The 22,045-nt window shown below is 67.7% G+C and carries 22 protein-coding genes and 1 pseudogene; 11 read left to right on the forward strand and 12 right to left on the reverse strand.

Annotated elements, in window-relative coordinates:
* Positions 1-100: 100 nt before the first annotated feature.
* Positions 101-943, reverse strand: a complete 843-nt coding sequence (locus LCF40_RS08310) for an aldo/keto reductase (protein WP_224828100.1) — start codon at positions 941-943, stop codon at positions 101-103.
* On the opposite strand from LCF40_RS08310, the gene LCF40_RS08315 reads away from it, so the two are divergent.
* The 5 genes from LCF40_RS08315 to LCF40_RS08335 all read left to right on the forward strand — a co-directional run bounded on the left by LCF40_RS08315 (position 942) and on the right by LCF40_RS08335 (position 5,716).
* Positions 942-1,202 (forward strand): hypothetical protein, encoded by a 261-nt coding sequence (locus LCF40_RS08315; protein WP_114576642.1) that lies wholly within the window; start codon positions 942-944, stop codon positions 1,200-1,202. The two genes, LCF40_RS08310 and LCF40_RS08315, sit on opposite strands and share 2 nt — an antisense overlap.
* 164 nt (positions 1,203-1,366) lie before the next feature.
* A complete protein-coding gene (gene sucC / locus LCF40_RS08320) occupies positions 1,367-2,515 on the forward strand; it encodes an ADP-forming succinate--CoA ligase subunit beta (protein WP_114576641.1) in 1,149 nt (382 codons plus the stop codon).
* Positions 2,512-3,381, forward strand: coding sequence for a succinate--CoA ligase subunit alpha (gene sucD / locus LCF40_RS08325; protein ID WP_114576640.1), 870 nt, complete (start codon positions 2,512-2,514; stop codon positions 3,379-3,381). Before sucC ends, sucD begins: the two co-directional genes overlap by 4 nt.
* Positions 3,382-3,571: 190 nt before the next feature.
* Positions 3,572-4,492, forward strand: coding sequence for a TackOD1 domain-containing metal-binding protein (locus LCF40_RS08330; RefSeq protein WP_224828101.1), 921 nt, complete (start codon positions 3,572-3,574; stop codon positions 4,490-4,492).
* Positions 4,493-4,546: 54 nt separating this feature from the next.
* Positions 4,547-5,716 (forward strand): aminotransferase class I/II-fold pyridoxal phosphate-dependent enzyme, encoded by a 1,170-nt coding sequence (locus LCF40_RS08335; protein ID WP_224828102.1) that lies wholly within the window; start codon positions 4,547-4,549, stop codon positions 5,714-5,716.
* 79 nt (positions 5,717-5,795) lie between these two features.
* On the opposite strand, the gene LCF40_RS08340 is transcribed toward LCF40_RS08335, so the two are convergent.
* From LCF40_RS08340 to LCF40_RS08360, 5 genes and pseudogenes are all read right to left on the reverse strand, one after another.
* On the reverse strand, positions 5,796-5,969 hold the full coding sequence (locus tag LCF40_RS08340; RefSeq protein ID WP_224828103.1) for a hypothetical protein: 174 nt from the start codon (positions 5,967-5,969) through the stop codon (positions 5,796-5,798).
* Positions 5,970-6,044: 75 nt separating this feature from the next.
* On the reverse strand, positions 6,045-7,523 hold the full coding sequence (locus tag LCF40_RS08345; RefSeq protein WP_224828104.1) for a replication factor C large subunit: 1,479 nt from the start codon (positions 7,521-7,523) through the stop codon (positions 6,045-6,047).
* A 43-nt stretch (positions 7,524-7,566) separates the two neighbouring features.
* A pseudogene (locus tag LCF40_RS08350) lies at positions 7,567-7,940 on the reverse strand (PIN domain-containing protein).
* A complete protein-coding gene (locus LCF40_RS08355) occupies positions 7,941-8,171 on the reverse strand; it encodes an AbrB/MazE/SpoVT family DNA-binding domain-containing protein (RefSeq protein WP_224828105.1) in 231 nt (76 codons plus the stop codon).
* Between the two features lie 61 nt (positions 8,172-8,232).
* A complete protein-coding gene (locus tag LCF40_RS08360) occupies positions 8,233-8,751 on the reverse strand; it encodes a GNAT family N-acetyltransferase (RefSeq protein WP_224828106.1) in 519 nt (172 codons plus the stop codon).
* 81 nt (positions 8,752-8,832) lie between these two features.
* Here LCF40_RS08360 and LCF40_RS08365 point away from each other — a divergent pair, with 81 nt between their 5' ends.
* The 3 genes from LCF40_RS08365 to LCF40_RS08375 are packed head-to-tail and all read left to right on the forward strand — an operon-like array spanning position 8,833 to position 11,641.
* Positions 8,833-9,543 (forward strand): helix-turn-helix domain-containing protein, encoded by a 711-nt coding sequence (locus tag LCF40_RS08365; protein ID WP_114576633.1) that lies wholly within the window; start codon positions 8,833-8,835, stop codon positions 9,541-9,543.
* A 45-nt stretch (positions 9,544-9,588) separates the two neighbouring features.
* Positions 9,589-10,584: a hydroxyacid dehydrogenase gene (locus LCF40_RS08370; protein WP_224828107.1), complete on the forward strand. Its 996-nt coding sequence runs from the start codon at positions 9,589-9,591 to the stop codon at positions 10,582-10,584.
* 37 nt (positions 10,585-10,621) lie between these two features.
* The gene (locus LCF40_RS08375; RefSeq protein WP_224828108.1) at positions 10,622-11,641 is read left to right on the forward strand and encodes an NADP-dependent oxidoreductase; all 1,020 of its coding nucleotides are present in this window, start codon (positions 10,622-10,624) and stop codon (positions 11,639-11,641) included.
* A gap of 31 nt (positions 11,642-11,672) precedes the next feature.
* On the opposite strand, the gene LCF40_RS08380 is transcribed toward LCF40_RS08375, so the two are convergent.
* The 3 genes from LCF40_RS08380 to LCF40_RS08390 form a co-directional block, all read right to left on the reverse strand.
* On the reverse strand, positions 11,673-11,984 hold the full coding sequence (locus LCF40_RS08380) for a hypothetical protein (protein ID WP_224828109.1): 312 nt from the start codon (positions 11,982-11,984) through the stop codon (positions 11,673-11,675).
* 307 nt (positions 11,985-12,291) lie between these two features.
* The gene (locus LCF40_RS08385; RefSeq protein WP_224828110.1) at positions 12,292-12,951 is read right to left on the reverse strand and encodes an alpha/beta hydrolase; all 660 of its coding nucleotides are present in this window, start codon (positions 12,949-12,951) and stop codon (positions 12,292-12,294) included.
* Positions 12,952-13,887: a ring-cleaving dioxygenase gene (locus LCF40_RS08390; RefSeq protein ID WP_224828111.1), complete on the reverse strand. Its 936-nt coding sequence runs from the start codon at positions 13,885-13,887 to the stop codon at positions 12,952-12,954.
* Positions 13,888-14,045: 158 nt separating this feature from the next.
* Between LCF40_RS08390 and LCF40_RS08395 the strand changes: the two genes are divergently transcribed.
* Positions 14,046-15,266 carry an iron-containing alcohol dehydrogenase family protein gene (locus LCF40_RS08395; RefSeq protein ID WP_224828112.1) on the forward strand — a complete coding sequence of 407 codons (1,221 nt, stop codon included), beginning with the start codon at positions 14,046-14,048 and terminating at the stop codon, positions 15,264-15,266.
* A gap of 23 nt (positions 15,267-15,289) precedes the next feature.
* Here LCF40_RS08395 and gcvH read toward each other — a convergent pair whose 3' ends face one another.
* Together gcvH and gcvT are read right to left on the reverse strand one after the other, a co-directional pair.
* Positions 15,290-15,673, reverse strand: a complete 384-nt coding sequence (gene gcvH, locus LCF40_RS08400) for a glycine cleavage system protein GcvH (RefSeq protein WP_114576626.1) — start codon at positions 15,671-15,673, stop codon at positions 15,290-15,292.
* A complete protein-coding gene (gene gcvT, locus LCF40_RS08405) occupies positions 15,670-16,767 on the reverse strand; it encodes a glycine cleavage system aminomethyltransferase GcvT (RefSeq protein WP_224828113.1) in 1,098 nt (365 codons plus the stop codon). Before gcvT ends, gcvH begins: the two co-directional genes overlap by 4 nt.
* Positions 16,768-16,873: 106 nt before the next feature.
* Between gcvT and LCF40_RS08410 the strand changes: the two genes are divergently transcribed.
* Positions 16,874-17,692: a nucleoside phosphorylase gene (locus LCF40_RS08410; RefSeq protein WP_224828114.1), complete on the forward strand. Its 819-nt coding sequence runs from the start codon at positions 16,874-16,876 to the stop codon at positions 17,690-17,692.
* 359 nt (positions 17,693-18,051) lie between these two features.
* Complete coding sequence (melA, locus tag LCF40_RS08415) at positions 18,052-19,359, forward strand: alpha-glucosidase/alpha-galactosidase (protein ID WP_224828115.1); 1,308 nt, start codon at positions 18,052-18,054, stop codon at positions 19,357-19,359.
* A 27-nt stretch (positions 19,360-19,386) separates the two neighbouring features.
* On the opposite strand, the gene LCF40_RS08420 is transcribed toward melA, so the two are convergent.
* Positions 19,387-22,029, reverse strand: coding sequence for a glycoside hydrolase family 2 protein (locus LCF40_RS08420; protein WP_224828116.1), 2,643 nt, complete (start codon positions 22,027-22,029; stop codon positions 19,387-19,389).
* Between the last annotated feature and the right edge of the window lie 16 nt (positions 22,030-22,045).

The raw sequence follows: 22,045 nt of genomic DNA on the forward strand, positions 1-22,045 counted from the left end.
TCAACGCAACGCCTTATCGACTCGCCTTTTTCAGTGTTCGAGATCGGTCGTTCCGGGATCGGATCGAGAACGCTCGTTCGAACTCGCTCGAGACCCGTCGTCAGTTCCAGGGCGCGTCGTCGGGATCGACCTCGCGGTTGATCCGGTCGATCGAGTCGATCATGTTCACCTCGTCGCTGTCGAGATCGATCGACAGCGACTCCCAGTTGTCCGCGATGTGATCCCGACCGGTCGCCTTCGGAATCGTCGTCACGCCCTTCTCGCGGGCCCAGGCGAGCGCGACCGCGGCCTCGCTCGTGTCGTGGTTTGCGGCGATCTCCCGGAGCTCCTCGACGTCGAAGACCTCGCCGCGGGCGATCGGCGAGTAGGCGACAACTTCGACGTCGTAATTCTCGCAGGCCTCCCGGATGTGCTCCTGGGGAAGGAGGGGATGGAGTTCGACCTGGTTCGCGAAGACGGGCGCGTCGAGTATGTCCATCGCCTCCTCGATGTGTCGGGGTTCGAAGTTCGAGACGCCGACGTTCTCGATCAGTCCCTTGTCGTACAGTTCGTCGAACGCGGAGAGGGTGTCCTCGGCGTCGTAGCTCCCCTTCGGCCAGTGGACGTACAGCAGGTCGATCGTCTCGACGCCCAGCCGGTCTGCACTCTCGTGGGCCGTCTCGAGGACGTCCTCGCTCGCCAGGTTCGAGGTGCTGACCTTCGTCGCGAGGAAGACGTCCTCGCGGGGGACGTCCGCGGCGGCGATTCCCTCGCCGACGGCCTCCTCGTTGTCGTAGGCCTGGGCCGTGTCGATGTGGCGATACCCCATCTCGAGGGCGGTCTCGATGCTCTCTGCACACTGGTCGGGATCGGTGTTCTGCCAGGTTCCGAGCCCGAGCATCGGCATCCCGCTGGCGGTCGGACAGGTACCGGCTGCGATCTCCTCGGCATCGTCTGTTGCCATGGGAGAATCGACGGACGGGACCGAAAAAGGGGTTGGGGTTGCGGGGGCCGGCGGGTCGGAAAGCCCGACGAAAGAAAGCGAACTCCGGCGACGACCCGGCAATGGCATGCACGGTCGCTACCTCGCCGGCCTCGTACATCGGGGTATGGCCGGAATCGTCGCCACCGTTCGATCGCTGCTGCTCAGGATCGTCAACTTCGTGATCTTCGTCGTGACGCTTCCGCTGCGACTGGTGAAGCGACTGCTCCAGTCAGTGTAGGACCGGTCCCGACGATCCGGAGGCACGATCTCACTCGCGAGCAGTCCCGTCCGTTCGGTCGTTCGGCAGCGATCGGTGTCGTTTGCGAGTCGGACCCGACCGTCGGACGCGGGGAATCCGTTGATTATAACACCGTCTGCGACCGACCCACGCACGAGTCATTGATGAAACTCCACGAATATCAGGCGAAGCAGGTCTTCGCCGACGCCGGGATCCCGACGCCTCCCTCACAACTGGCCGAGGACGTCGATGGCGTCCTGTCGGCAGCCGGAGAGATTGGCTACCCGGTCGCGATCAAAGCGCAGGTACAGGTCGGTGGCCGGGGGAAAGCCGGCGGGATCGAACTCGTCTCCGACGACGAGGAGGCCCGCGAGGCCGCCGACTCGATCCTCGGGATGGACCTGAAGGGAATTCACGTCGATCGCGTGTTGGTCGAGGGCGCAGTCGACTTCGTCAACGAACTCTACGTCGGGGTCACGATGGACCGCGGTGAGGGCAAGCCCGTCGCGATGGTCTCGACGAAAGGCGGCGTCGACATCGAGGCGGTCGCAGAGGAGACCCCCGACGCCATCGTCCGCGAACACGTCGATCCCGCCTTCGGGATGCACCCCTACCAGGCCCGGAAGGCCGTCTACGACGCCGGCGTCGACCGCGAGGTCGCCCGCGACGTCGCCTCGGTGCTTACCACCCTCTACGAGCTCTGGGACGACCGCGACGGCGCCGACGCCGAGATCAACCCGCTGATGGTCACCGACGACGACGAAGTGATCGCGGCCGACGCCGTGATGAACGTCGACGAGGACGCCCTCTTTCGACAACCCGAGATCGCGGAGATGCAAGAGGAGGCCGCAAGCGGCGACGAGCTAGAGCAGAAGGCCGACGAGTACGACTTCGACTACGTCCGCCTCGAGGGCGACGTCGGCATCATCGGCAACGGCGCCGGCCTCGTGATGACCACGCTGGACCTGGTCGATCACTACGGCGGCGAGCCCGCGAACTTCCTGGACGTCGGCGGCGGCGCGAAGGCAGAACGAATCACGAACGCCCTGGACATGGTGTTTTCGGACGACAACGTCGAGTCCGTGGTGTTCAACATCTTCGGGGGGATCACTCGCGGCGACGAGGTCGCCCGGGGGATCAACGAGGCCCTGGAGGCGTTCGACGAGATCCCCAAGCCGGTGGTCGTCCGGCTCGCGGGAACCAACTGGGAGGAGGGCATGGAAATCTTGAACGAGGACCTCGTGACGGTCGAGGGGACTCTCGAGAGCGCGGTTCAGCGTGCCGTCGAGTACGCTGAGGAGGGACAAGCATGAGCGTACTAGTCGACGACGATACCCGCGTCGTGGTACAGGGGATCACCGGCGGCGAGGGGGAGTTCCACGCCGGCCAGATGATCGAGTACGGCACCAACGTGGTCGCCGGTGCCGTTCCCGGAAAGGGCGGCCAGGAGGTCCACGGCGTCCCGGTCTACGACACCGTAGACCAGGCCGTCCGCGAGGAGGACGCGGACGCCTCGGTGATCTTCGTCCCGCCCGCGTTCGCGGGCGACGCCATCTTCGAGGCCCTCGATACGGAACTCGACCTCGCGGTCGCGATCACCGAGGGCGTCCCGACCCAGGACATGGCGAAAGTCAACAAGCGCCTCACCGAGACCGACACGCGTCTTCTGGGTCCGAACTGCCCCGGGCTCATCACTCCTGGAGAAGCGAAACTCGGCATCCTCCCCGGGAACATCTTCGCGGAGGGCAACGTCGGATTGGTCTCCCGTTCCGGGACCTTGACCTACCAGGTCGTCGACAACCTCACGAACCGCGGGATCGGCCAGTCGACCGCGATCGGGATCGGCGGCGACCCGATCATCGGGACCGACTTCGTCGACGCCCTCTCGCTGTTCGAGGACGATCCCGAGACCGAAGCGATCGTGATGTGCGGCGAGATCGGCGGCGAGGACGAGGAGGAAGCGGCGGCGTTCATCGCGGACAACGTCGAGACGCCCGTCGCGGGCTTCATCGCCGGCCGGACGGCACCCCCTGGAAAGCGGATGGGCCACGCCGGCGCCATCGTCTCCGGGTCGGGCACCGGCACTGCAGAGAGCAAGATCGACGCCCTGAACGACGCGGGCGTCCCCGTCGGCGACACCCCCGAGGAGGTCGCCGACCACGTCGAGGACCTGCTGTAGCGCCGTCGATCCACTCCCGTTTTCGCCGTGGCGTCAGGTATCGCCCCTAGCGCCGGGACGCCGGTCTCGAAGACATCAAATTTTCTGTCTTTCAGAATTGTCTGTTTTACATGAGAAACGGGTATAATCCGGGCGTGAGAAACGGGGCTCAGGAAGCGATATGGTTGCACCAGATAGACTTCAACTGCTCGTGGATCTTTCCGATGGCGTCGTCGAGGAGTACATCCCCGACGTGGACGAGTCGGGCCAGGTATCCTACCCGAACGCGGAGAGCACCGTCGGCGAGGAGGCCAACGCGGTCCTAGAGGGGCTGGCCGACCGGGACCTCCTCTATCAGGAGTTCGAGGAGAAGGTCTACATCTGTCCGTCGTGTGATACGGAGGGGATGCAGTACACGACGGTCTGTCCGTTCTGTGAGTCGCCCTACGCCGTCGAGGCCGAACTGCTCGAGTGCCGGGAGTGCAAGACCAAACGGCCCAGAGACGAGTTCTACGAGCGCGATCAACTCGAGTGTCCGAGTTGTAATGCCTCGCTGACCGAGGACAACGTCTACGAGTCCGAGGGCTACGCCTGTCACGACTGCGAGGAGTGTGCGACCTCGCCCGAACACCGGCTCTGGTGTCGGGACTGCGACCGGATCACCCTCCTGGAGAACGGCACCGAGCGCGTGCTCTGTCGGTACGGGTTGAACCAGACGGGCTACGAGTGGCTCGTCTCCCAGCTCGAGGCCCGCGAGACGATCCAGGAGGCACTCGCCTCCCGCGGCTTCGAGACTCGAACCGACGAGCGCGTCGAGGCCGGCGGGGAGACCACGACCATCCACGTCTACGGCGAGGACCCGCTGCTGGATCGGTCGGTCGTCGTCGACGTCCACGACCTGACGACCCTAGAGGACATCGAGCGACTCCAGACCGCCCGCGGGACGGGGAGTGCGATCCTCGTGACGACCTCCGGCTCGGTCGACGAGCCGATCGCGAACTTCGCGCGCGATCACGGGATCAAGATCCTGAGCACGGGCCAGGACGGGAGCCTCCGCTCGGAGTTCGACGTTTCGGAGGGCTCCTCGAAGCCGACGCTCATCCAGCGCTTTACGTCGGCGGTCTCCCAGTAGCTCCCGGCGGCGAACCGTGACAGTCAAACCGGGGGAGCGAGTCCCTCCAGCCGGATGGCAGAGCGCGGATTCGACATCGGGAGGGGAGAGCGGTCCGAAGGCGGCGGGTTACGGCCGGTCGATCGCGTCGCCGAACGGGGATACTTCGCCGGCCCGGTCGCGGGGGAGCTCCCGGTACTCGACGGCGAGGAGCGGCTGGTGTTCGCCTCGAACAACTACCTGGGACTGACTGCCGACGACCGCGTCCAGAACGCCGCACGGCAGGCGGCGGCCGCCGTCGGCACCGGCGCGGGCGCGAGTCGGCTCGAGACGGGCGACACGATGGTCCACCATGACCTCGAAAGGGCGCTGGCCGAGACCCTCGGCACCGAGCGCGCGCTCGCTTTCCCCTCAAGGTACGCCGCAGTCGTCGGAACGATCGCCGCCCTCCGGCCCGACGTCGTCGTCTCCGATGCCAGGAACGGCCCCGGAGTCGCCGATGGCTGCCGGCTCGCGGGCACGACCCACCTTGAGTACGACCACCGCTCGGCGTCGGACCTGCGGGCGACCCTCGAAAAGCGCGACGGCGAGTCCCGGCTGGTCGTCACCGAGTCGACGTTCGCCGCCGACGGAACCGTCGCGCCCATCGAGGGGATCTGCGACGCCGCCGAGGAGACCGGTGCGTGGGTGATGGTCGACGAATCCGACGCCGTCGGCCTCTACGCGGGCGGGGGCGGGGTCGTCCAAGCCGCGGGCCTCGAGGACCGCGTCCGGGTCCAGGTCGGAAGCCTTTCGGCGGCGCTCGCGAGCCAGGGGGGGTACGTCGCCGGGAGCGGGCCGCTGATCGATCGGCTCGTCGAGGGAGCGCCACAGTTCGCCCACTGTGCGGGCCTCGCCCCGCCGGCGGCGGCCGCCGCGAGCGAGGCGCTTCACGTCTCCCGTCACGGCGACGCCCGAGACCGTCTCTGGGAGACCGTCGCCCACCTCCGGGACGGCCTCCGGACGATGGGGTACGAGGTATTAGGCGACTCACAGCTCCTGCCGGTCGCCATCGACGAGCCCGCCCGGGCGCGGGAACTCCGGGAGGAGCTCTACGACCGCGGCGTCGTCGCCGCCGCCGTTCGATCGCCTCCCGACGGAGAGGGGCGGGTCGGGCTCGCGCCGATGGCGACCCACGACCAGGAGGACGTGATCGACTGCCTGGAGGCGTTCCGGGCCGTCGGCGACCACCTCGGTCTCGTCTGATTCGGAGGAGCACGACGATGTACCGTTCGATCGCATCACCATACCGCCGTCCACCGATAGAACGGATCCGCCGCTCCCATCACGGCGAGCGCGGCGACCGACCGTCGGGGTCAGTCGAGCGCTCGCGGTCGGCGTGTTCGACGGCGTAGACCGCGAGTTCGGACTTGCGGTGTTCGACCTCGAGGTGGACGCGAAGCCGGTCCCGGTCGTCGTAGCTATCGGTACAGAGCAGACAGTCGTGGGTCGGGCCCATCCTCGATCACCGCGCGGGGAGTCCACGCCCACCTCCCTAACGGTACCGACGGTCGGAGTTCCGACGTGTCTCTCGCTACATGAAGTCGCTCAGTCCCGACTGGTCGTCCCCCTCGGCGTCCTGTTCGGCCGCGCCGTCGGCGTCGTCGGCTCGCTCGCCGTCCCCGTCGTTCCCGCTCTCACCGTTCCCGTCCGCGCCACCGCCGGCGTCGGTCGCTTCGGTCGGCTTCTCCCCGTCGTTCTCCCGGGCGACGAAGGCGTCGCCGCCGCTCTCGAGAACCCGGTCGCCGACGCGCTCCTCGGCGTCTTCGACGATCGCGGCGACCTTGTTCGTGTCCTCGCCGCTGCCCGTGATGAAGGACACCTCGGCGGCGTCTAACTCGTAGGCCGCGGCCATCCGAACCGTCAGCTCGCGGTTTGAGCAGTGGTGGGTCACCGTCTTCAGGTACGGAAGGAGCTCCCGGCGGGCGGTCGCCAGGCTCGTCCCCTCGCGTTCGGCGATCCGGCGGGAGATCGAGTCCCGGGTGTCGCGTTTGCCACTGGTGCGTCCGAGCTTCGACCAGTAACTCGGCGGGCCGTAGCGGGTCCACCCCCCTTTGGGTTCGCGGCGGGAGGCCGCGATCCCCGCCGTCATGTTGTCGGTCGCGTACCGCCAGTAGGAGTAGTTCTGGGTCGCCCGGACCCGTCCGAGCCACCGGTCTGCGTTGGAGAGAAACTCGTAGGCGTCGGCGAGTTCGGCTCCCGCGTAGTCTTTGGGAACGTTATCCTCGAGCCAGTTGATCATGTCGTCGGGCGTCTCATCGACGTCGTAGGAGGCCCGCAGGGCCTCCTCGGCGCTCGCCTCCTTGATGACGGTATCCAGAAAGTCGAAGATCCCCTCCGTGCGGTCGCGCTCGCTCGTGACGACGTCCTCGGCGGTGAGGGTCTCGGCCTTCTCGGCGACCGCCTGGAGGTCGTTGATCGCGGACCTGAGGTCGCCGCTCGTCGAGTCGGCGATCTCCCTGAGGGCGTCCTCTTCGAACTCGACGCCCTCCTTGCGGCAGATGTCCCGGAGGACGGGGACGATCGAGCGCGCGGAGACGTCCCGGAACTCGATCGTCTCGCAGGCGTTTCTGAGACCCTGGCTCATGTCGTAGAACTCGTTGCCGACGAGAACGATCGGCTGGTTGGCCTCCTTGACGACCCGGGTGACCTCCCGCGCGCCACCGTAGTCGGCGTTGCCGTGGAAGTTGTCGGCCTCGTCCAGAATCACGAGGCGCCGTCCCGCGCCGCCCGCGGCGAGCGTCCCGGTTTTTGCGGCCTCGCCCGCGATCCGCTCGACGACGTCGGCGCCCCGGTCGTCGCTCGCGTTGAGTTCCATCACGGGCCAGCCCATGTCGTTTGCGAGCGCGTGGGCCGCGGAGGTCTTTCCGATCCCCGGGCTACCATGGACGATCACCGCCTTCCGGTGGTCACTCCAGGTTTCCGCCCACTCCTCGAGTTCGTCGCGGGCCTTGTCGTTGCCCCGGACCTCCGAGAGGGTCGTCGGACGGTACGTTTCGGTCCAGTCGGCCATCGAAAATCGATAGGGCCCTCCCGCGTTTAGTGGTTGCGAAGGGTCACTCCTCGCGCGCGGTTCGGAGGTCGAGCCGAGGAGCGATATCGTCGTGTGCCCCGTCGCTCGAGACGATCGTGTCGCCGTCCGATTCGACGAGGTGGAGCGCATCGAACGGCGTGAACCCTCGATCCTCGACGTACGACGCTGCGGCGACGACCGTCTCCACGTCGCCGCGGACATCGACGAGAGAGGCGGCATTCGTTACGACCCGTTCGGCGTCGCGGTCCTCTCGGTAGGCGACTAAGAGGAGTTCGATGAGCGTGAACTGGGCGTCCACAGCTCCTCGCTGTGCTCCCGATAGACGGACACGGCAGCATCGCCGAGCCAGTCGTCGTCCTTGACGAGCGCGAGCAGGAAATCCGTTTCCGCGTACATCTACCGTCCGGCCTCGTCGAGTGCCATCTCTCGTGCCTCCTCGCGGAGTTCGTCCGCCGACTTCTCGACGCCCTCGAACTCCTCTCGAAGGGCTTCGAGGGGATCGTCGGCGATCGGCACCAGCTTGATCCCGTCGTGGAGCTCGACGACGTGATACCGATCCCCGTGGCGCTCGCGTACGTCCTTCGGAAGCGTGAGACGGCCGCGGGCATCCAGCGTCACGTCGGACATGTTTCAGAGTATAGTGGGAACGGACAAGAATCTTCCCCGCGATCTCGATCTAACCCATCGTTCACTCCTCGCCGATCGGACGCGCGACCAACTCCCCCCAGGGCTCGAAGCCGTGGCGCTCGTAGAACGCCCCTGCTCGTTCGTTGTCGGGATCGACGTCGAGGACGAGGCGCTCGAGAGGAAGGTCCTGACTCTCGACGACGGCGACCGCCCGCTCCATCAATCGATCCGCGAGGCCCGTTCCGCGTTCGGGTTCGGCAACGAAGAACTCGTTTAGTACTGCTGCGTCCCACACATATGAAAACGAGTCGGGGAGCACGAAGACGTAGCCGACCAGTCCCTCCTCCCCGGCGGCGACGATGACCGCCTCCGGCTCCGCGTCGAGACAGCGAGCGACCCACTCGAGGTAGCCCTCACGGTAGTCGGTAGTGAGTTTGTCCTCGTACGTCCGTTCTTTTTCCGCGCCGCCGGTGCCCGTCCCGAGGGCGCGCTCGAAGGCCTGCTTGAGATCCCATAGCTCCTCGGGGTCGGTTTCGGGGTCGTAGGGACGGATCTCCGGCGACTCCGGGGACGTGGTCATGGGCGGGCTTCGAAACCCCCCGCCCTGAGCCTGTCGGTCGGGTTCGGTAGCTACTTGGGCGGACTCGCCGAGAGAAGAGACATGAGCGGGCGCGGAGCCAAGGCGGAACTCGCGGAGAAGATCGCCGGCGAGATCACCCTGAGCGACGACCCCGGTGCGACGCTCCGCAAGTGGCGCACGGACTTCGACGTCTCCCAGACGGATCTCGCGGACGAACTCGAGGTTTCCTCATCGGTGATCTCGGACTACGAGAGCGGGCGACGCGAGAGCCCGGGGATCGCCGTCGTCGCCCGGCTGGTCTCCGGTCTGCTCGCGATCGACGAACGCCGCGGAGGTGATCGGATCCGCCAGTACGGCCGGGTGCTCTCGGCGGGGTTCGAAAGCGACGTCGTCTACGACCTCCGGGAGTACTCGGGATCGGTCCCCCTCTCCCGGCTCCACGGGGCGATCGACGCGACCGAGATCGTCTCGGGCACCGACGACCGGGTGAGCGGCCACACCGTCATCGACAGCATCGAGGCGATCACTCGGCTCTCCAGCGAGGAGTTCTTCCGGCTCTACGGCCAGAGCACGAACCGTGCGCTGGTCTTTACGAACGTCACCCGCGGCGAGGGCGTCGGCATCGCTCTGCGAGTCCTGAATCCGACGCCCAACGCCGTCGTCCTCCACGGAATCGCCGAGGACGAACTCTGGGAGCACGCAGAGGACTTAGCGCGGATCGACGGCTACTCGCTCGCGGTGACGAACCGCCCCCTAGATGACGTTCTCGAAGAACTCGCCGCCCTCGAGTGATTCGCCCGTCGAGGGATTGATGATCCACGGGGATCAGGGAGGGCCATGGAACCCGATCCCACGATCCTGGTGACGATATCCGAAGGCACCCTCAGGGAGAGCTTCTTCCCGCCCGAGCTTCGCGAACGCCTCGAGGGAATCGGCGAGATCGAGTGGGCCAGCGAGGAGCTCACGGAGGTCGACCTCCGCGAGCGGGTCGAGGGGGTGGACGTCTGTGTCACCGGCTGGGGGAGTCCGCAGGTCACGAGCGAGGTCGTCGAGCGGGCGGACTCGCTCGAACTGATCGCCCACACCGGCGGCAGCGTCGCGACCATCGCCTCCCCTGCGGCCTACGACGCCGGAATCCGGGTCGTCAGCGCGAACGACCCGATGGCGGAGTTCGTCGCCGAACACGTCCTCGGGACGATGCTCGCCGCCCGCCGCCGGCTCCCCGAGTTCGATCGGGCGATGAAAGAAGGCAAAGGGACCGATTCGATCCCCGTCGAGAGCCTCATCGGCGCCGAGATCGGTCTCGTCGGACTCGGCTCGATCGGCCGGCACCTCCTCGCTCACCTCCGGTCGTTCGACGTCTCGGTTACGATCTACGACCCCTACCTCGCCGAGGGTACCCTCGCAGAGTACGGGTTCGCCGAACGAACCGATCTCGAGACGGTTCTCTCGGGGTCCGACGTCGTCTCGATCCACGCCTCCCGGACGCCCGAGACCGTCGAGATGCTCGATTCCGAACGGCTCGCGACGCTCGACGACGACACCCTGCTGGTCAACACCGCCCGGGCGGAACTCGTCGTCGAGGAGGCGCTGCTCGCCGAACTCCGGTCGGGGCGAATCTCCGCGGCTCTCGACGTCTTCCACGAGGAACCCCTCCCCGTAGACCACGAACTCCGAGGGATGGACAACGTCCTCTTGACCCCGCACGTCGGCGGCTCGCGGATCCGCCCGCCGCTGACCGAGGCCGTCCTCGACGACGCCGAGAACTACCTCGCGGGCGACCCTCTCGCCCACGAGATCCCCCGCGAGCAGTGGGAACTGATGACGCGATAACCCCGAATACTTGGGCCGCGTCGCCCTACCAGTTCGTGTGAACGAAACCAACCACGCGTTCCTGCTCTCTGACCGCCCCGAGGGCGAACCCGACCGCGATGACTTCGACCTGATCGAACGCGAGGTCCCCGATCCGGGCCCCGGCGAGGCCGTCGTCCGGACGCTCTTCCTCTCGGTCGATCCCTACATGCGCGGCCGGATGGACGCCGGCGAGTCCTACGCCGACCCCTGGGCGGTCGGCGAGCCCCTCCAGGGAGCGGTCGTCGGCGAGGTCGTCGCCGAATCCGGCACCGGACTCGAGGAAGGCGCGGTCGTGGCCGGCCCCGGCGAGTGGGCCGAGTACGTGGCCGTTTCCGGACATCGACTCCAGCCCGTCGATCCCGATGTGGCGCCGATCTCGACTTCCCTGGGCGTCCTCGGGATGCCCGGCCGGACCGCTTACTTCGGCGTCCGCGAGATCGCGAAACCCCGGGCGGGTGACACCGTCGTCGTCACGGGCGCGGCCGGCGCCGTCGGCTCCGCGGCGGGCCAGATCGCGGCCCTCCAGGGCGCAAACGTCGTCGGCTTCGCGGGCAGCGACCGGAAAGTCGAGGTAGTCGAGGAGGAGTTCGGCTTCGACGCGGGGATCAACTACGCGACGACCGACGACTACGCCGGTGCCATAGACGAGGTCGCGCCCGACGGCGTGGACGTCTACTTCGACAACGTCGGCGGTCCCATCACCGACGCCGTCTTCTCGCGGCTGGCCCTCGACGCCAGAGTCGCCGTCTGCGGCCAGATCTCCCAGTACAACGCCGAGGAGGCTCCGACGGGACCCCGCAAACTCGGGACACTGATCGAGAAACGCGCCAGCGTCGAGGGCTTTCTCGTAAGCGACTTCCAGCCCCGGTTCGAGGAGGCCACCCGAACCATCTCGGCGTGGGTCGAGTCGGGCGTCCTCCAGTATCGCGAGACGGTCGTCGAGGACATCGAGAACGCTCCCGATGCCTTCCTGGGGCTGTTCTCGGGCGAGAACGTCGGCAAACAGCTCGTCCGGGTCGGCGAGCGGGAGCGCTGATCCGCCAGCAGGCGAAAGCCGATCGGCGGGTTCAGTCCGGACGATCGTGGTCGCGGACCGCCTCCAGGAGCGGTCTGACGTTCTCGAACCCGGGGCCGGGTCTCAGTTCGCCGCCCTCGCGGTCCCACTCGAGCAAGCCCTCGTCCTCGAGTTTCGGGAGATGGAGGTGAACCAACTCGATCGCGTCCCCCCGGTCGGCCGCTCCGACGAGGTCGTCCTGGGCGAGCGGGGGCTCATCGGGGACCGAAAGCGATCGGAGGACCTCCCGGCGGGAGGCGTTCGCGAGCGCCCCGAGGGCCCCGTCGAGTTCCTCGCGCGAGGACGACGGCAGGTCCCGACTCATCTCTCGCGACGGGAGGGGTGTTCCCCGCTTTCGAGCGCCTCGTCCGTGCCGGCGGCGGTCGTCGGTCCTCCGATGGGTATCGACCCGTCGATGCCGTGGATCATGCCGACCACTGGGCGAGCGACGAGGAAAGGAGTGGCCACTCATATGTTCGACTACGCACTCCGAAAACGTACTATATCGGTGTACTGCGACGCGACCGCCGCGAACGCGGGGTCCGATCCGCTCTCCGGCATCGTGCTCGTCACGATACCCGGCGATGGTTTCCATCGACGGAAACGACGTTTGCCCCACGCCGCGTGGCCGATTAGTCCCCGGCGAGCGACCGGACCATCCCCGAGACGAACTCCATCTCGTCGTCGTTGACCCCGTGGCCCATCCCCTCGTAGATCCGTTCGGTCACCTCCCCTCCCAGGTCTTCGAGGACGGACGTCGTCTCCTTTACCCGCTCCAGGGGAATGTGTGGATCCCGATTGCTGCAGCCGACGAAGACGGGGGTGTCCTCGAGCGAGCCGTCGTACTCCCGAGGGGTGCCCTCGGGACCGATTAGTCCACCCGAGAGGACGGCCAGGCCGCCGTAGCGGGTCGCGTTTCGCGCGACGAACTCGCTTGCGAGACAGGCGCCCTGGGAGAACCCCAGTAACATGATCCGCTCGCGGGCGATGCCGGCGTCGGTCGCCGCCTCGATGGCCGCGCCGACCGCGGCCAGCCCGGAGTCGAGGCCCGGCTGGTTGGTCTCCATGGGCTCGAGAAAGGAGTTGGGGTACCAGGTGTTTCCCGCGGCCTGGGGTGCGAGATACGCAACACCCTGGACGTCGAACTCGCCGCCCATCCCGAGGATGCTCTTGGCACTCGCACCGCGGCCGTGGACCATGACGACGGCGGCTTCGGCGTCGGCGAGGTCCGCGCCCGCAGTCACGAGCGGCTGGTCGCCGTGGGGGTCCTCGCCGGAATGGGCGCGGGCCATCTACCGCACCTCCGCGGGCCCGTCTTCGAGGGGCGCGAGGCTCCGTTCGATTCGCTCGCGGTCGTCCTCGAGCCAGTCGGGGAGTTTGAGTTCCTCGCCCAGCGCGTCGACGGGCTCGTCCCGGTCGAACCCCGGCCCGTCGGTCGCGATCTCGAAGAGGATCCCGCCGGGCTCCCGGAAGTAGATCGACCGGAAGTACTGGCGGTCCTTCCGTGGGGTGACCCGCTGGCCCATCGTCGTGAGGCGCTCGCGCCAGTCGTCCTGACTCTCGTCGTCAGCAGTTCGAAAGGCGACGTGGTGGACGGTGCCCGGTCCCCCGGTTCCGGCGGGAGCGTCGTCGGTCCGCACCTCGATTCCGGTCGAGCGGTCGCCGGGTGCCTCGAACCGGATCCGGTCGCCGTCGTCCTCGCGGCGCTCGTAGCCCAGTTCCTCGAGGACCTCCTCCGTGGCTTCGGGGTCCGTGGGGTGAAGGGTGACGCTCTCGACGCCCCGGATCGCGTGTTCGGCCGGCACCGATCCCCCGTCCCAGGGCTCGATTCCGTCGTTGGAACCGGCGACGAGCTCGAGGCGCTGGCCGTCGGGGTCGTAGACGGCGAGGCCGTCCCGACCGTCGAGGGGCTCGTGATCGACCCCACGGTCGGCGAGGTGCTCGCGCCAGTACGCGAGGCTTCCCTCGGGGACCGCGAGCCGGGTCGCGGTCGCCTGTCCCCTCCCGGAGCGTCCCGACCGTCCCTCGCCGAAGGGGAAGAAGGTGAGGATCGTCCCAGGAGAGCCGACCTCGTCGCCGTAGTAGAGGTGGTACGTCGAGGGATCGTCGAAGTTGACCGTCTTCTTGACCAGCCGCAGGCCGAGGACCTCGGTGTAAAAGTCGAGGTTCCGTTCGGGGTCGCCCGCGACGAAGGTGACGTGGTGGATCCCGGGGACGGCGTCGCTCATCGTCCCCTCCCTGCGGGTCCGCCGGCTGTCGCTGTCGATATCATCGTGTTACCGGGTAGGCTCCACCGTCGGTTATGTCTTCCTGACGAAACGGTTACCCGCTGACGCCGGGGTTACTCGCCGCCGCATACTTCACTTCGAACGGCCAAGGACGGGACATGGACGACAGCACCGACGCCCGTCCGCGGGCCGGCCGGTTCGCCTACGACCCGCCCGCGATCCGCTTCGGCAGGGGCTCCGCCGACGATCTGGCCGAGGAACTCCGAGAGCAGGATCTCGGGCGTGCGCTCGTGGTCTGTGGCTCGACCGTCGGCGAGACGGAGGCGGTGATCGGCCCCGTTCGGGAGGGCCTGGGCGACCGGCTCGCGGGCGTCTTCGCCGAGACTACCCCCGAGAAGCGCCTCTCGACTGCCGCCGCGGCGGCCGAGGCCGTCAGCGAGGTCGGCGCCGACGTCCTCGTCGGGCTGGGCGGCGGGAGCAGCCTCGACGTCGCGAAACTCGCGAGCGTCCTCGCGGCCGACGACCGTCCGTTCGAGACGGTCGCCGACGAGCTCGAAGAGCGCGGAACGATTACAGTCCCCGACGGCGACCTCCTCCCGATCGTCTCCGTTCCGACGACGCTCGCCGGCGCCGACCTCTCCCAGGGAGCGGGAATCACCGTCGAGACCGACGACGGCTCCGCAACTGGCGGCGTCTCCGACCCCCGACTGATGCCCGCGGCGGCGGTCTACGATCCCGAACTGGTGGCGACCACCCCCAGGAGAGTGCTCGCGGGATCGGCGATGAACGGCTTCGACAAGGGGATCGAGACGCTGTACGCCCCCGACCGGACCCCGATCACCGACGCGACCGCCATGCGGGGGCTCTCGCGGTTCCGGGAGGGCCTCGAGGGGATCGGCGAGGCCGAGAACCCGCCGATCGAAGCGGTCGCGGCGGCCCTCGAGGGTGCTCTCCTGGTTCAGTACGGGATCTCCCGACCCGGCGGCTCGACGCTGTCGGTCGTCCACGCCTTCGGCCACGCGCTGCGCGATCACGGGAACGTCCAGCAGGGCGTCGCCCACGCGGTCGTCGTCCCCCACGCCCTCGCGTACCTCTTCGAGCATACCCACGCCCGCCGGGACCTGCTCGCGGAGGCTCTCGGCGTCCCCCGGGAAGGACGTTCGGAGGAGGCGATCGCGGAGGAAGTCGTCGATCGGGTCGCGAGCGTCCGGGACGCGCTCGGGTTACCGAGTCGGCTCCGGGACCTCGAAGGCGTCTCCCGGGAGACGTTTCCCGGGATCGCGCGGGCGACCCTCGAGGACCGGTTCATGGCGAACGCGCCGCCGGGCCTGGAGCCGACGGCCGGGGGGGTAGAGGAGGTCCTCGAGCGGGCGTGGTAACCGGCCGAGACCGGTTCCCGGAGTCAGGCGATCTGTTTCTCGTACTCCTCGGCCGAGAGGAGGTCGTCGGACTCCGCTTCGGTCTCGACCTCGAGCATCCAGCCCTCCCCGAAGGGGTCGTCGTTGACGAGTTCCGGCGAGTCGAACAGCGTTTCGTTGACGGCCACGACCTCGCCGGAAACCGGCGCGTAGAGATCGGAGACGGCCTTGATCGACTCGATGACGCCGAACTCCTCGCCGGCCTCGATCGTCTCTCCCTCGTCGGGGAGTTCGACGAAGACGACGTCGCCGAGTTCGTCCTGGGCGAAGTCCGTGATTCCGATCCGGACGCGTCCGTCGGCCTCGGCGGGCGCGGCCCACTCGTGCGATTCCAGATACCGTCTGTCGGTTGGTGGTTCGAAGCTCATTGTGTCTCGATAAAGGGCAGCGGTTCGACGCGTGCTTTCTTCGACTGACCCCGGACGACGACCCGGAGCGTCGTGCCGGGGTCGGCGTACTCGACGGGGACGTAACCCAGCCCGATGGCGGCCTCAAGGGTGGGACTCATCGTCCCGCTCGTGACCGCGCCGATCACGCGTCCGTCGGTGTTCGTGATGTCGTAGCCGTGGCGCGGGACGCCCCGATCGACCAGCCGGAAGCCGGCGAGTTCCTCCTCGACGCCCTCCTCTTTGGCTCGCTCCAAGGCGTCCCGGCCGACGAACTCGGTGTCGAGTTTTACCGTGAATCCGAGGCCGGCCTCGTAGGGCGTTCGGGGATTCGACTCGTGGTCGAAGTCCTGGCCCGCGAGCACGAGGCCGGCCTCCAGGCGAAGGGTGTCGCGGGCGCCCAGGCCGCAGGGCTGGCAGTCGAACGCGCCCCAGACCGTCGTCGCCTCCCGCCAGGGCGCGAGGATCTCGAAGCCGTCCTCGCCGGTGTAGCCGGTGCGGGCGAGCCAGCACTCGATCCCTTCGATCTCGACCTCCCTGGCCTCGAACCGGCCGATGTCGGCGACCGATCCCGTCGTGACCTCGCCGACGAGGACGGGGGCGTCGGGCCCCTGGACCGCGAACATGGCGTACTCGTCGGTCCGGTTGTCGATCGTCGCGTCGAGCTCCCACTCGTTTCGGTGGTCGATCCAGCGCTCGTGGGTCGCCTCGTCGTTGCCCGCGTTAGGGACGAACAGATACGCCGCCTCGCCGTCCTCGTCGGGGAAGCGGTAGACGACGGTGTCGTCGATCAGGAGCCCCTCCTCGTCGGTGATCGTCGTGTACTGGGCGTCGCCGACCTCGAGGACCGTCACGTCGTTGGTCGTCAGCCGGTTCATCAGCCGAGTCGCGTCCGGTCCCGTGACGTGGATCTCGCCCATGTGGGAGACGTCGAAGATCCCTGCTTGCTCCCGTACCGCCTCGTGTTCGGCGCGGATCGAGTCGAACTCGACCGGCATGTCCCAGCCGCCGAACTCCGTGAACTTCGCGCCCCGCTCGGCGTGGAGCCCGCGCAACGGCGGCGTCTGAAGCGGCATACCCCCTCCCACTCCCTCGGGGTAGTAATGTCTTTTCGTCGGGAGCGATCCGCCCCGCGGCTCGATGTCCCGCACGTATATGCCGCCGCCGCCGCAAGTCATCTCCATGCCAGGCGACAGCGAGGACCCGAACGCGGAGGTACAGTACCATCTCGAGGTCGGCCCCGAGGACGTCGCCGATAGCGTCCTCCTGCCGGGCAACCCCGAGCGCGTCGAAAAGATCGCCGGCTGCTGGGACGACGGCGAGGAACGGGCTCACCACCGGGAGTACCGCACCGTCACCGGCAGCCACGAGGGAACGCCGATCTCGGTCACCTCGACGGGGATCGGCAGCCCGTCGGCGGCGATCGCCGTCGAGGAGCTCGCCCGGGTCGGCGTCGACACGCTCATCCGGGTCGGCTCCTGTGGATCGATCCGCGAGGAGGCGTCGGTCGGCGACCTCGTGATCACCACCGGCGCGGTCCGCCAGGAGGGAACCAGCGAGGAGTACGTCCGCGAGGACTACCCCGCGAGCGCCGATTACGAGGTCGTCTCGGCGCTCGTCGCCGCCGCCGAACGGCTGGGATACGACTACCACACCGGGATCACGATGAGCGCCGACTCCTTTTATCCGGGCCAGGGACGACCTGGCTTCGAGGGCTTTTCGGCCGCCGGAAGCGACGACCTCGTCTCCGATCTCCGGGAGGCCAACGTCACCAACATCGAGATGGAGGCCAGCGCCATCCTCACGCTCGCGTCGATCTACGGTCTGCGGGCCGGCGCGGTCTGTAGCGTCTACGCCAACCGCGAGACCGGCGAGTTCCGGACGGAAGGCGAACTCCGGGCCGCAGAAACCGCCTCGCTGGCGGTTACCCTTCTGGCCCGGATGGACGAAGTGAAACGAGAGGCCGGCGTCGATCGATGGCACGCCGGCCTCTCGGTCTGAGATACGAAAATCGGACTATTCCCAATTCCATTCTGATCTCGTATACTTCGTTCGTCCGGGTGGCCTGATTCCGTTCTCCCGAGATACGGACGCATACGGCGAGAAGGCAGTCGATATCGAGCCTAGACCGAAACAGACGAATATTGGCCTCGATACGGCAGTATGTACCCACTGACGCTCCATAATGCTCTGTATCCGAAGCAGGATCGATCCCATACGGAACCAGAGACATACTTAGGCCATCTATTAACCTATACTGGTAGTTATGGGGTGGATCGCTTTCGACCACCCGTCCCGAAACGCCGGTCGAGACGGACAACGACGATAGATTTATGAACGCCACCTCGGAGGGAACCCACATGCCACGGATCGCGTTCGTCGGGGCCGGAAGCATGGTGTTCGCGAAGACGCTCGTCGGCGATCTCCTCTCGTTTCCGGAACTCGCCGACAGCGAGATCGTCCTGATGGACGTCGACGAGCACCGACTCGAGCAGACGGCCCGCGTCGCCCGCGCGATGGTCGACAACGGCGACGTCGGGGCGACGATCGAGGCGACGACCGACCGCCGGGAGGCTCTGGAGGGTGCCGATTACGTCCTCAATATGATCAACGTCGGCGGCACCGAGCCGTTCGAAAACGAGATCCGCATCCCCGAAAAATACGGCGTCGAGCAGGCGATCGGCGACACGTTAGGGCCGGGCGGGATCTTCCGTGGTCTGCGGACGATCCCGACGATGCTCGGCATCGCGGCGGACATGGAGGAGCTCTGTCCCGACGCCCTCCTCCTGAACTACACGAACCCGATGGCGATCTGCTGTGGAGCGATCCACGAGGCGACCGACGTCGAGACCGTCGGCCTCTGTCACAGCGTTCCCCACACGGCCGAAGCGATCGCCGACTATCTCGGGGTGGCCCAGGAGGAACTCGACTACTGGGTCGCCGGCATCAACCACATGGCGTGGTTTCTCACCCTCGAGCACGACGGCGAGGACCTCTATCCCCGACTCCGGGAGGCGATGGCCGACGACGAGATCTACGAGCGCGACACCGTCCGCTTCGAGATGCTGAAACACTTCGGCGCGTTCGTCACCGAGTCGAGTCACCACATGAGCGAGTACGTCCCCTACTTCCGGACCGATCCCGACACGATCGAGGCGATGACGGGGACCGACTACGCCGGACGCATGGAGACCGCGACCTACCTCGAGGGCTGGAAGGAACGCTCAGACGACCGGGACGGTGCCCTCGCCGACGTCGATACGGAGGACATCGGGATCGAACGCTCCGAGGAGTACGCCTCCCGGATGATCCATTCGCTCGAGACCGACACCACCCGCCGGCTGAACCTGAACGTCTCCAACCGGACGGACGCGATTTCGAACCTCCCCGACGACGCCTGTGTCGAGGTCCCCTGCCTCGTGGACGGGACCGGCGTCCACCCCTGCTCAGTTGGCGACCTCCCGACCGAACTCGCCGCACTGGACCGGACGAACGTCAACGTCCAGCAACTCGCGATCCAGGGTGCCGTCGAGAACGACCGCAATGCGGTCCACCGGGCGGTCAAGCTCGACCCGCTGACCGCCGCCGAGCTGTCCTTGGGTGAGATCCACGAAATGACCGAGGAGCTGCTCGAGGCGAACGCGGCGTACCTGCCGGAGCTGGACTGAACGAGGGCGCCGGGGGACCGATGCGGACTAAGGGAGGCCTTCGAGGAGGTCCGCGAGCAACGCCCGTCCGACCGGCTGGTCCCCCGAACCGACCCGGAGCGTACACGCCGTCACCGTTCCGTCGCCGACCTCACGGGTAGAGACCGCCGCCGCCCGGTTCGAGAGCCAGCCCTCGAGATAGCCGAGGCGAACCTCGTCGCCGTCGACCTCCATCGCCACCGCGTACGGATAGCAGCCCTTGAGCTCCCAGCCCGGGACCCGGTCGACGTACTCGGGGAGGTCGACGGCGTAGAGAAGCGAGGCCACCAGGTTCCAGCTCTCGGTTTCGGGCAGCTCCCGGTAGGCGAAGAACTCGTCGTCGGCCATCGAGCCGTCGGCGTCGGGGACGACGACGACCCGTCCGCCGCTCTCGGCGTACGCCCTGACCGACTCGTCGGGATCGACGACGGCGGCGGCGTCGGCCGCCTCGAGCGCGTCGGCCGTCTCGAAGCCGAGGGCGGCGACCCGCGAGGCGAGGGCCTCCCCGTCGGCGTAGACCGTGAGATCGTTCCCGGGCGCCGGCTCGGGGACGACGGTGATCGGCTCGTCGTTGTCCGGCGCCCTCGGATGGGAGACGCGAACCTCGTCACCCAGCGGCGTTTCCGACGACGGAACCGGAGCCGAAACCGCACCCTCGATCCGCTCGGTGGCGAACGCCGGGACTTCGACCGGGATCGTTCCCGACTTCTCGAAGACCGACCACTCGACGTCGCCCTCGATGGGGTCCGCGGAGTCGTTGACGACGACGAGATCCGCCCGTAGCTCCCCGCCGGCCTCGATGGCGTGGGAGGCCGGATCGATCCGGAGCAGTCTCGGACTATTGATCCGGGCGAACTCCTCGGCGAAGGCCTTCGGTTCGCGGCGGTAGTCCAGGAGCCCGTTGAACTCCCACTCGATGTCCGAGAACTCGGTGATGACGTAGCCGTCGACCCCGGAGTGGACCCGCATCCGCTCGATGACGTCCTTGATCGAGCGGTACTCCCGGTACTGCCAGGCCGTCGCGAGATCCGACCAGTCGTCGAAGACGTCGGGAAGCGGCGACGCCTCGAAGCGGCCACGGTAGCCCGCGGGCCGTTTGAGCCCGTCCAGGAACTCGTGGTCGTACCACGGCGGCCGTCCTCCATAGAACTCCTCGATCGCGGGCGCGTCGCACATCCCCCAGGTGCCGAACTCGGAGACGATCAGGGGGGCCGCGGCGGGATCGGTCTCGGTCGCCGCGTAGTTCTCCTCGGGCGAGGTCGCGAGCGCCTCAAGGCGGTCGTCCCACGCGCCCGCTCGATCGGGACTGACGAAGTACTCGTGGTAGTCGTTGACGTCGGTCGCGACGTGGGCCCAGCCGGAATTATCGCAGACCAGCCGCGTCGGATCGCACTCGCGGGTCTCCTCGTAGAGGTCCACGAGGTACTCCTGTTTGTCCTCGTCGTCCCATAGCGAGGTCTCGTCGTCGAGTCCCTGGGGGTTGCCGATCCCCCACTCCTCGTTGTAGAGGCTCCAGACGACGACGCTCGGGTGGTTGTAGTCTCTGTCCATCATTCCGAACAGTTGATCTCGAACCTCCCGGCGCGAGCGCTCGGTGTGGACCGTCGGGTTCGCGGGCTCCTCCCAGACGAGCAGTCCCTGGCGGTCTGCGGCCTCCAGAAAGTCGGGGTGGGCCGGCTTGATGTGCTTTCGCAACAGGTTGAAGCCGAGGTCCTTCGCGATCTCGACCTCGCGGGCGAAGAGGTCGGGCTCGAACGGCCGGTAGAAGGTTTCGGGATAGTAGCCCTGGTCCAGAGCACCCCGGATCGGGTAGGGCTCGCCGTTCAGGTGGACCTGGCCGTCGTCCACGTCGACGCTTCGCATCCCGAAGTAGTCCTCGTAGCAGTCGACGACCTCTCCCTCGCGCTCGAGGGCGACGCCGACGTCGTACAGTGCGGGCTCCTCGGGCGACCAGTAGTCGGGGTCTGCAAGCGCGATCGTCGTCGAGCCCTGGCCCCGCTCGATCGGCGCGTCGGCGCTCGCGACGACGTCCCCCTCCCGGCGGAGTTCGATCGCCGCCGACAGCGCGGTCGTCCCCGTCGTTCCGGACCCGATCACGTCGACGGCGACCGAAACCGAGTCGTCCGCGAGGTCGGGCGTCGCCCGGAGACCGGCGACCCGCAGTGCCGGGACGACCTCGAGGGAGACCGGCTGCCAGATCCCGCTGACGCGGGTGTACCAGGGTTCGCCCTGTTTCCCGTGGGGGATCTCGCTCAGGTCATCGGGGTCGACCACCTCGACGACGAGCTCGTTCTCCCCGGCGGTCGCGGCGTCGGTGGCGTCGACGGCGAACGGGAGGTACCCCCCGCGGTTCGAGCCGACCTCCTTGCCGTTGACCCGGACCGTCGCCTCGTAGTCGACCGCGCCGAACCGGAGGAGCACGCGCTCGCCCGCTCCGGGGTCGGCCGCGAACGTCCGGCGATACCAGGCCCGCCCGGTGTACTCCCGATAGGCGTCCAGTTCCTGCCAGGCGTGGGGAACCTCGACGGTCGTCGCGCGGTCGGGCCAGTCGGCCCCCGGCTCCGACCAGCCTGCCGTGCGGCCCTCGTCGTCGGGATCGGTGACGAACTCCCAGCTCCCGGTAAGCGGCGTCTCCCGCCGGTGGTTGCTCATGAACGACCGTCGGTTG

Origin of the sequence: Saliphagus infecundisoli, from assembly GCF_020177375.1 — an archaeon.
GTDB classification, from domain to species: Archaea; Halobacteriota; Halobacteria; order Halobacteriales; family Natrialbaceae; genus Saliphagus; species Saliphagus infecundisoli.

Bases quoted from the DNA above. Each gene is read 5' to 3' on its own strand.
- LCF40_RS08315 (WP_114576642.1), top strand. From the start codon at position 942: ATGGGAGAATCGACGGACGGGACCGAAAAAGGGGTTGGGGTTGCGGGG.
- LCF40_RS08310 (WP_224828100.1), bottom strand. From the start codon at position 943: ATGGCAACAGACGATGCCGAGGAGATCGCAGCCGGTACCTGTCCGACC.
- sucC (WP_114576641.1), top strand. From the start codon at position 1,367: ATGAAACTCCACGAATATCAGGCGAAGCAGGTCTTCGCCGACGCCGGG.
- sucD (WP_114576640.1), top strand. From the start codon at position 2,512: ATGAGCGTACTAGTCGACGACGATACCCGCGTCGTGGTACAGGGGATC.
- LCF40_RS08335 (WP_224828102.1), top strand. From the start codon at position 4,547: ATGGCAGAGCGCGGATTCGACATCGGGAGGGGAGAGCGGTCCGAAGGC.
- LCF40_RS08340 (WP_224828103.1), bottom strand. From the start codon at position 5,969: ATGGGCCCGACCCACGACTGTCTGCTCTGTACCGATAGCTACGACGAC.
- LCF40_RS08345 (WP_224828104.1), bottom strand. From the start codon at position 7,523: ATGGCCGACTGGACCGAAACGTACCGTCCGACGACCCTCTCGGAGGTC.
- LCF40_RS08355 (WP_224828105.1), bottom strand. From the start codon at position 8,171: ATGTCCGACGTGACGCTGGATGCCCGCGGCCGTCTCACGCTTCCGAAG.
- LCF40_RS08360 (WP_224828106.1), bottom strand. From the start codon at position 8,751: ATGACCACGTCCCCGGAGTCGCCGGAGATCCGTCCCTACGACCCCGAA.
- LCF40_RS08365 (WP_114576633.1), top strand. From the start codon at position 8,833: ATGAGCGGGCGCGGAGCCAAGGCGGAACTCGCGGAGAAGATCGCCGGC.
- LCF40_RS08370 (WP_224828107.1), top strand. From the start codon at position 9,589: ATGGAACCCGATCCCACGATCCTGGTGACGATATCCGAAGGCACCCTC.
- LCF40_RS08380 (WP_224828109.1), bottom strand. From the start codon at position 11,984: ATGAGTCGGGACCTGCCGTCGTCCTCGCGCGAGGAACTCGACGGGGCC.
- LCF40_RS08385 (WP_224828110.1), bottom strand. From the start codon at position 12,951: ATGGCCCGCGCCCATTCCGGCGAGGACCCCCACGGCGACCAGCCGCTC.
- LCF40_RS08390 (WP_224828111.1), bottom strand. From the start codon at position 13,887: ATGAGCGACGCCGTCCCCGGGATCCACCACGTCACCTTCGTCGCGGGC.
- LCF40_RS08395 (WP_224828112.1), top strand. From the start codon at position 14,046: ATGGACGACAGCACCGACGCCCGTCCGCGGGCCGGCCGGTTCGCCTAC.
- gcvH (WP_114576626.1), bottom strand. From the start codon at position 15,673: ATGAGCTTCGAACCACCAACCGACAGACGGTATCTGGAATCGCACGAG.
- gcvT (WP_224828113.1), bottom strand. From the start codon at position 16,767: ATGCCGCTTCAGACGCCGCCGTTGCGCGGGCTCCACGCCGAGCGGGGC.
- LCF40_RS08410 (WP_224828114.1), top strand. From the start codon at position 16,874: ATGCCAGGCGACAGCGAGGACCCGAACGCGGAGGTACAGTACCATCTC.
- melA (WP_224828115.1), top strand. From the start codon at position 18,052: ATGCCACGGATCGCGTTCGTCGGGGCCGGAAGCATGGTGTTCGCGAAG.
- LCF40_RS08420 (WP_224828116.1), bottom strand. From the start codon at position 22,029: ATGAGCAACCACCGGCGGGAGACGCCGCTTACCGGGAGCTGGGAGTTC.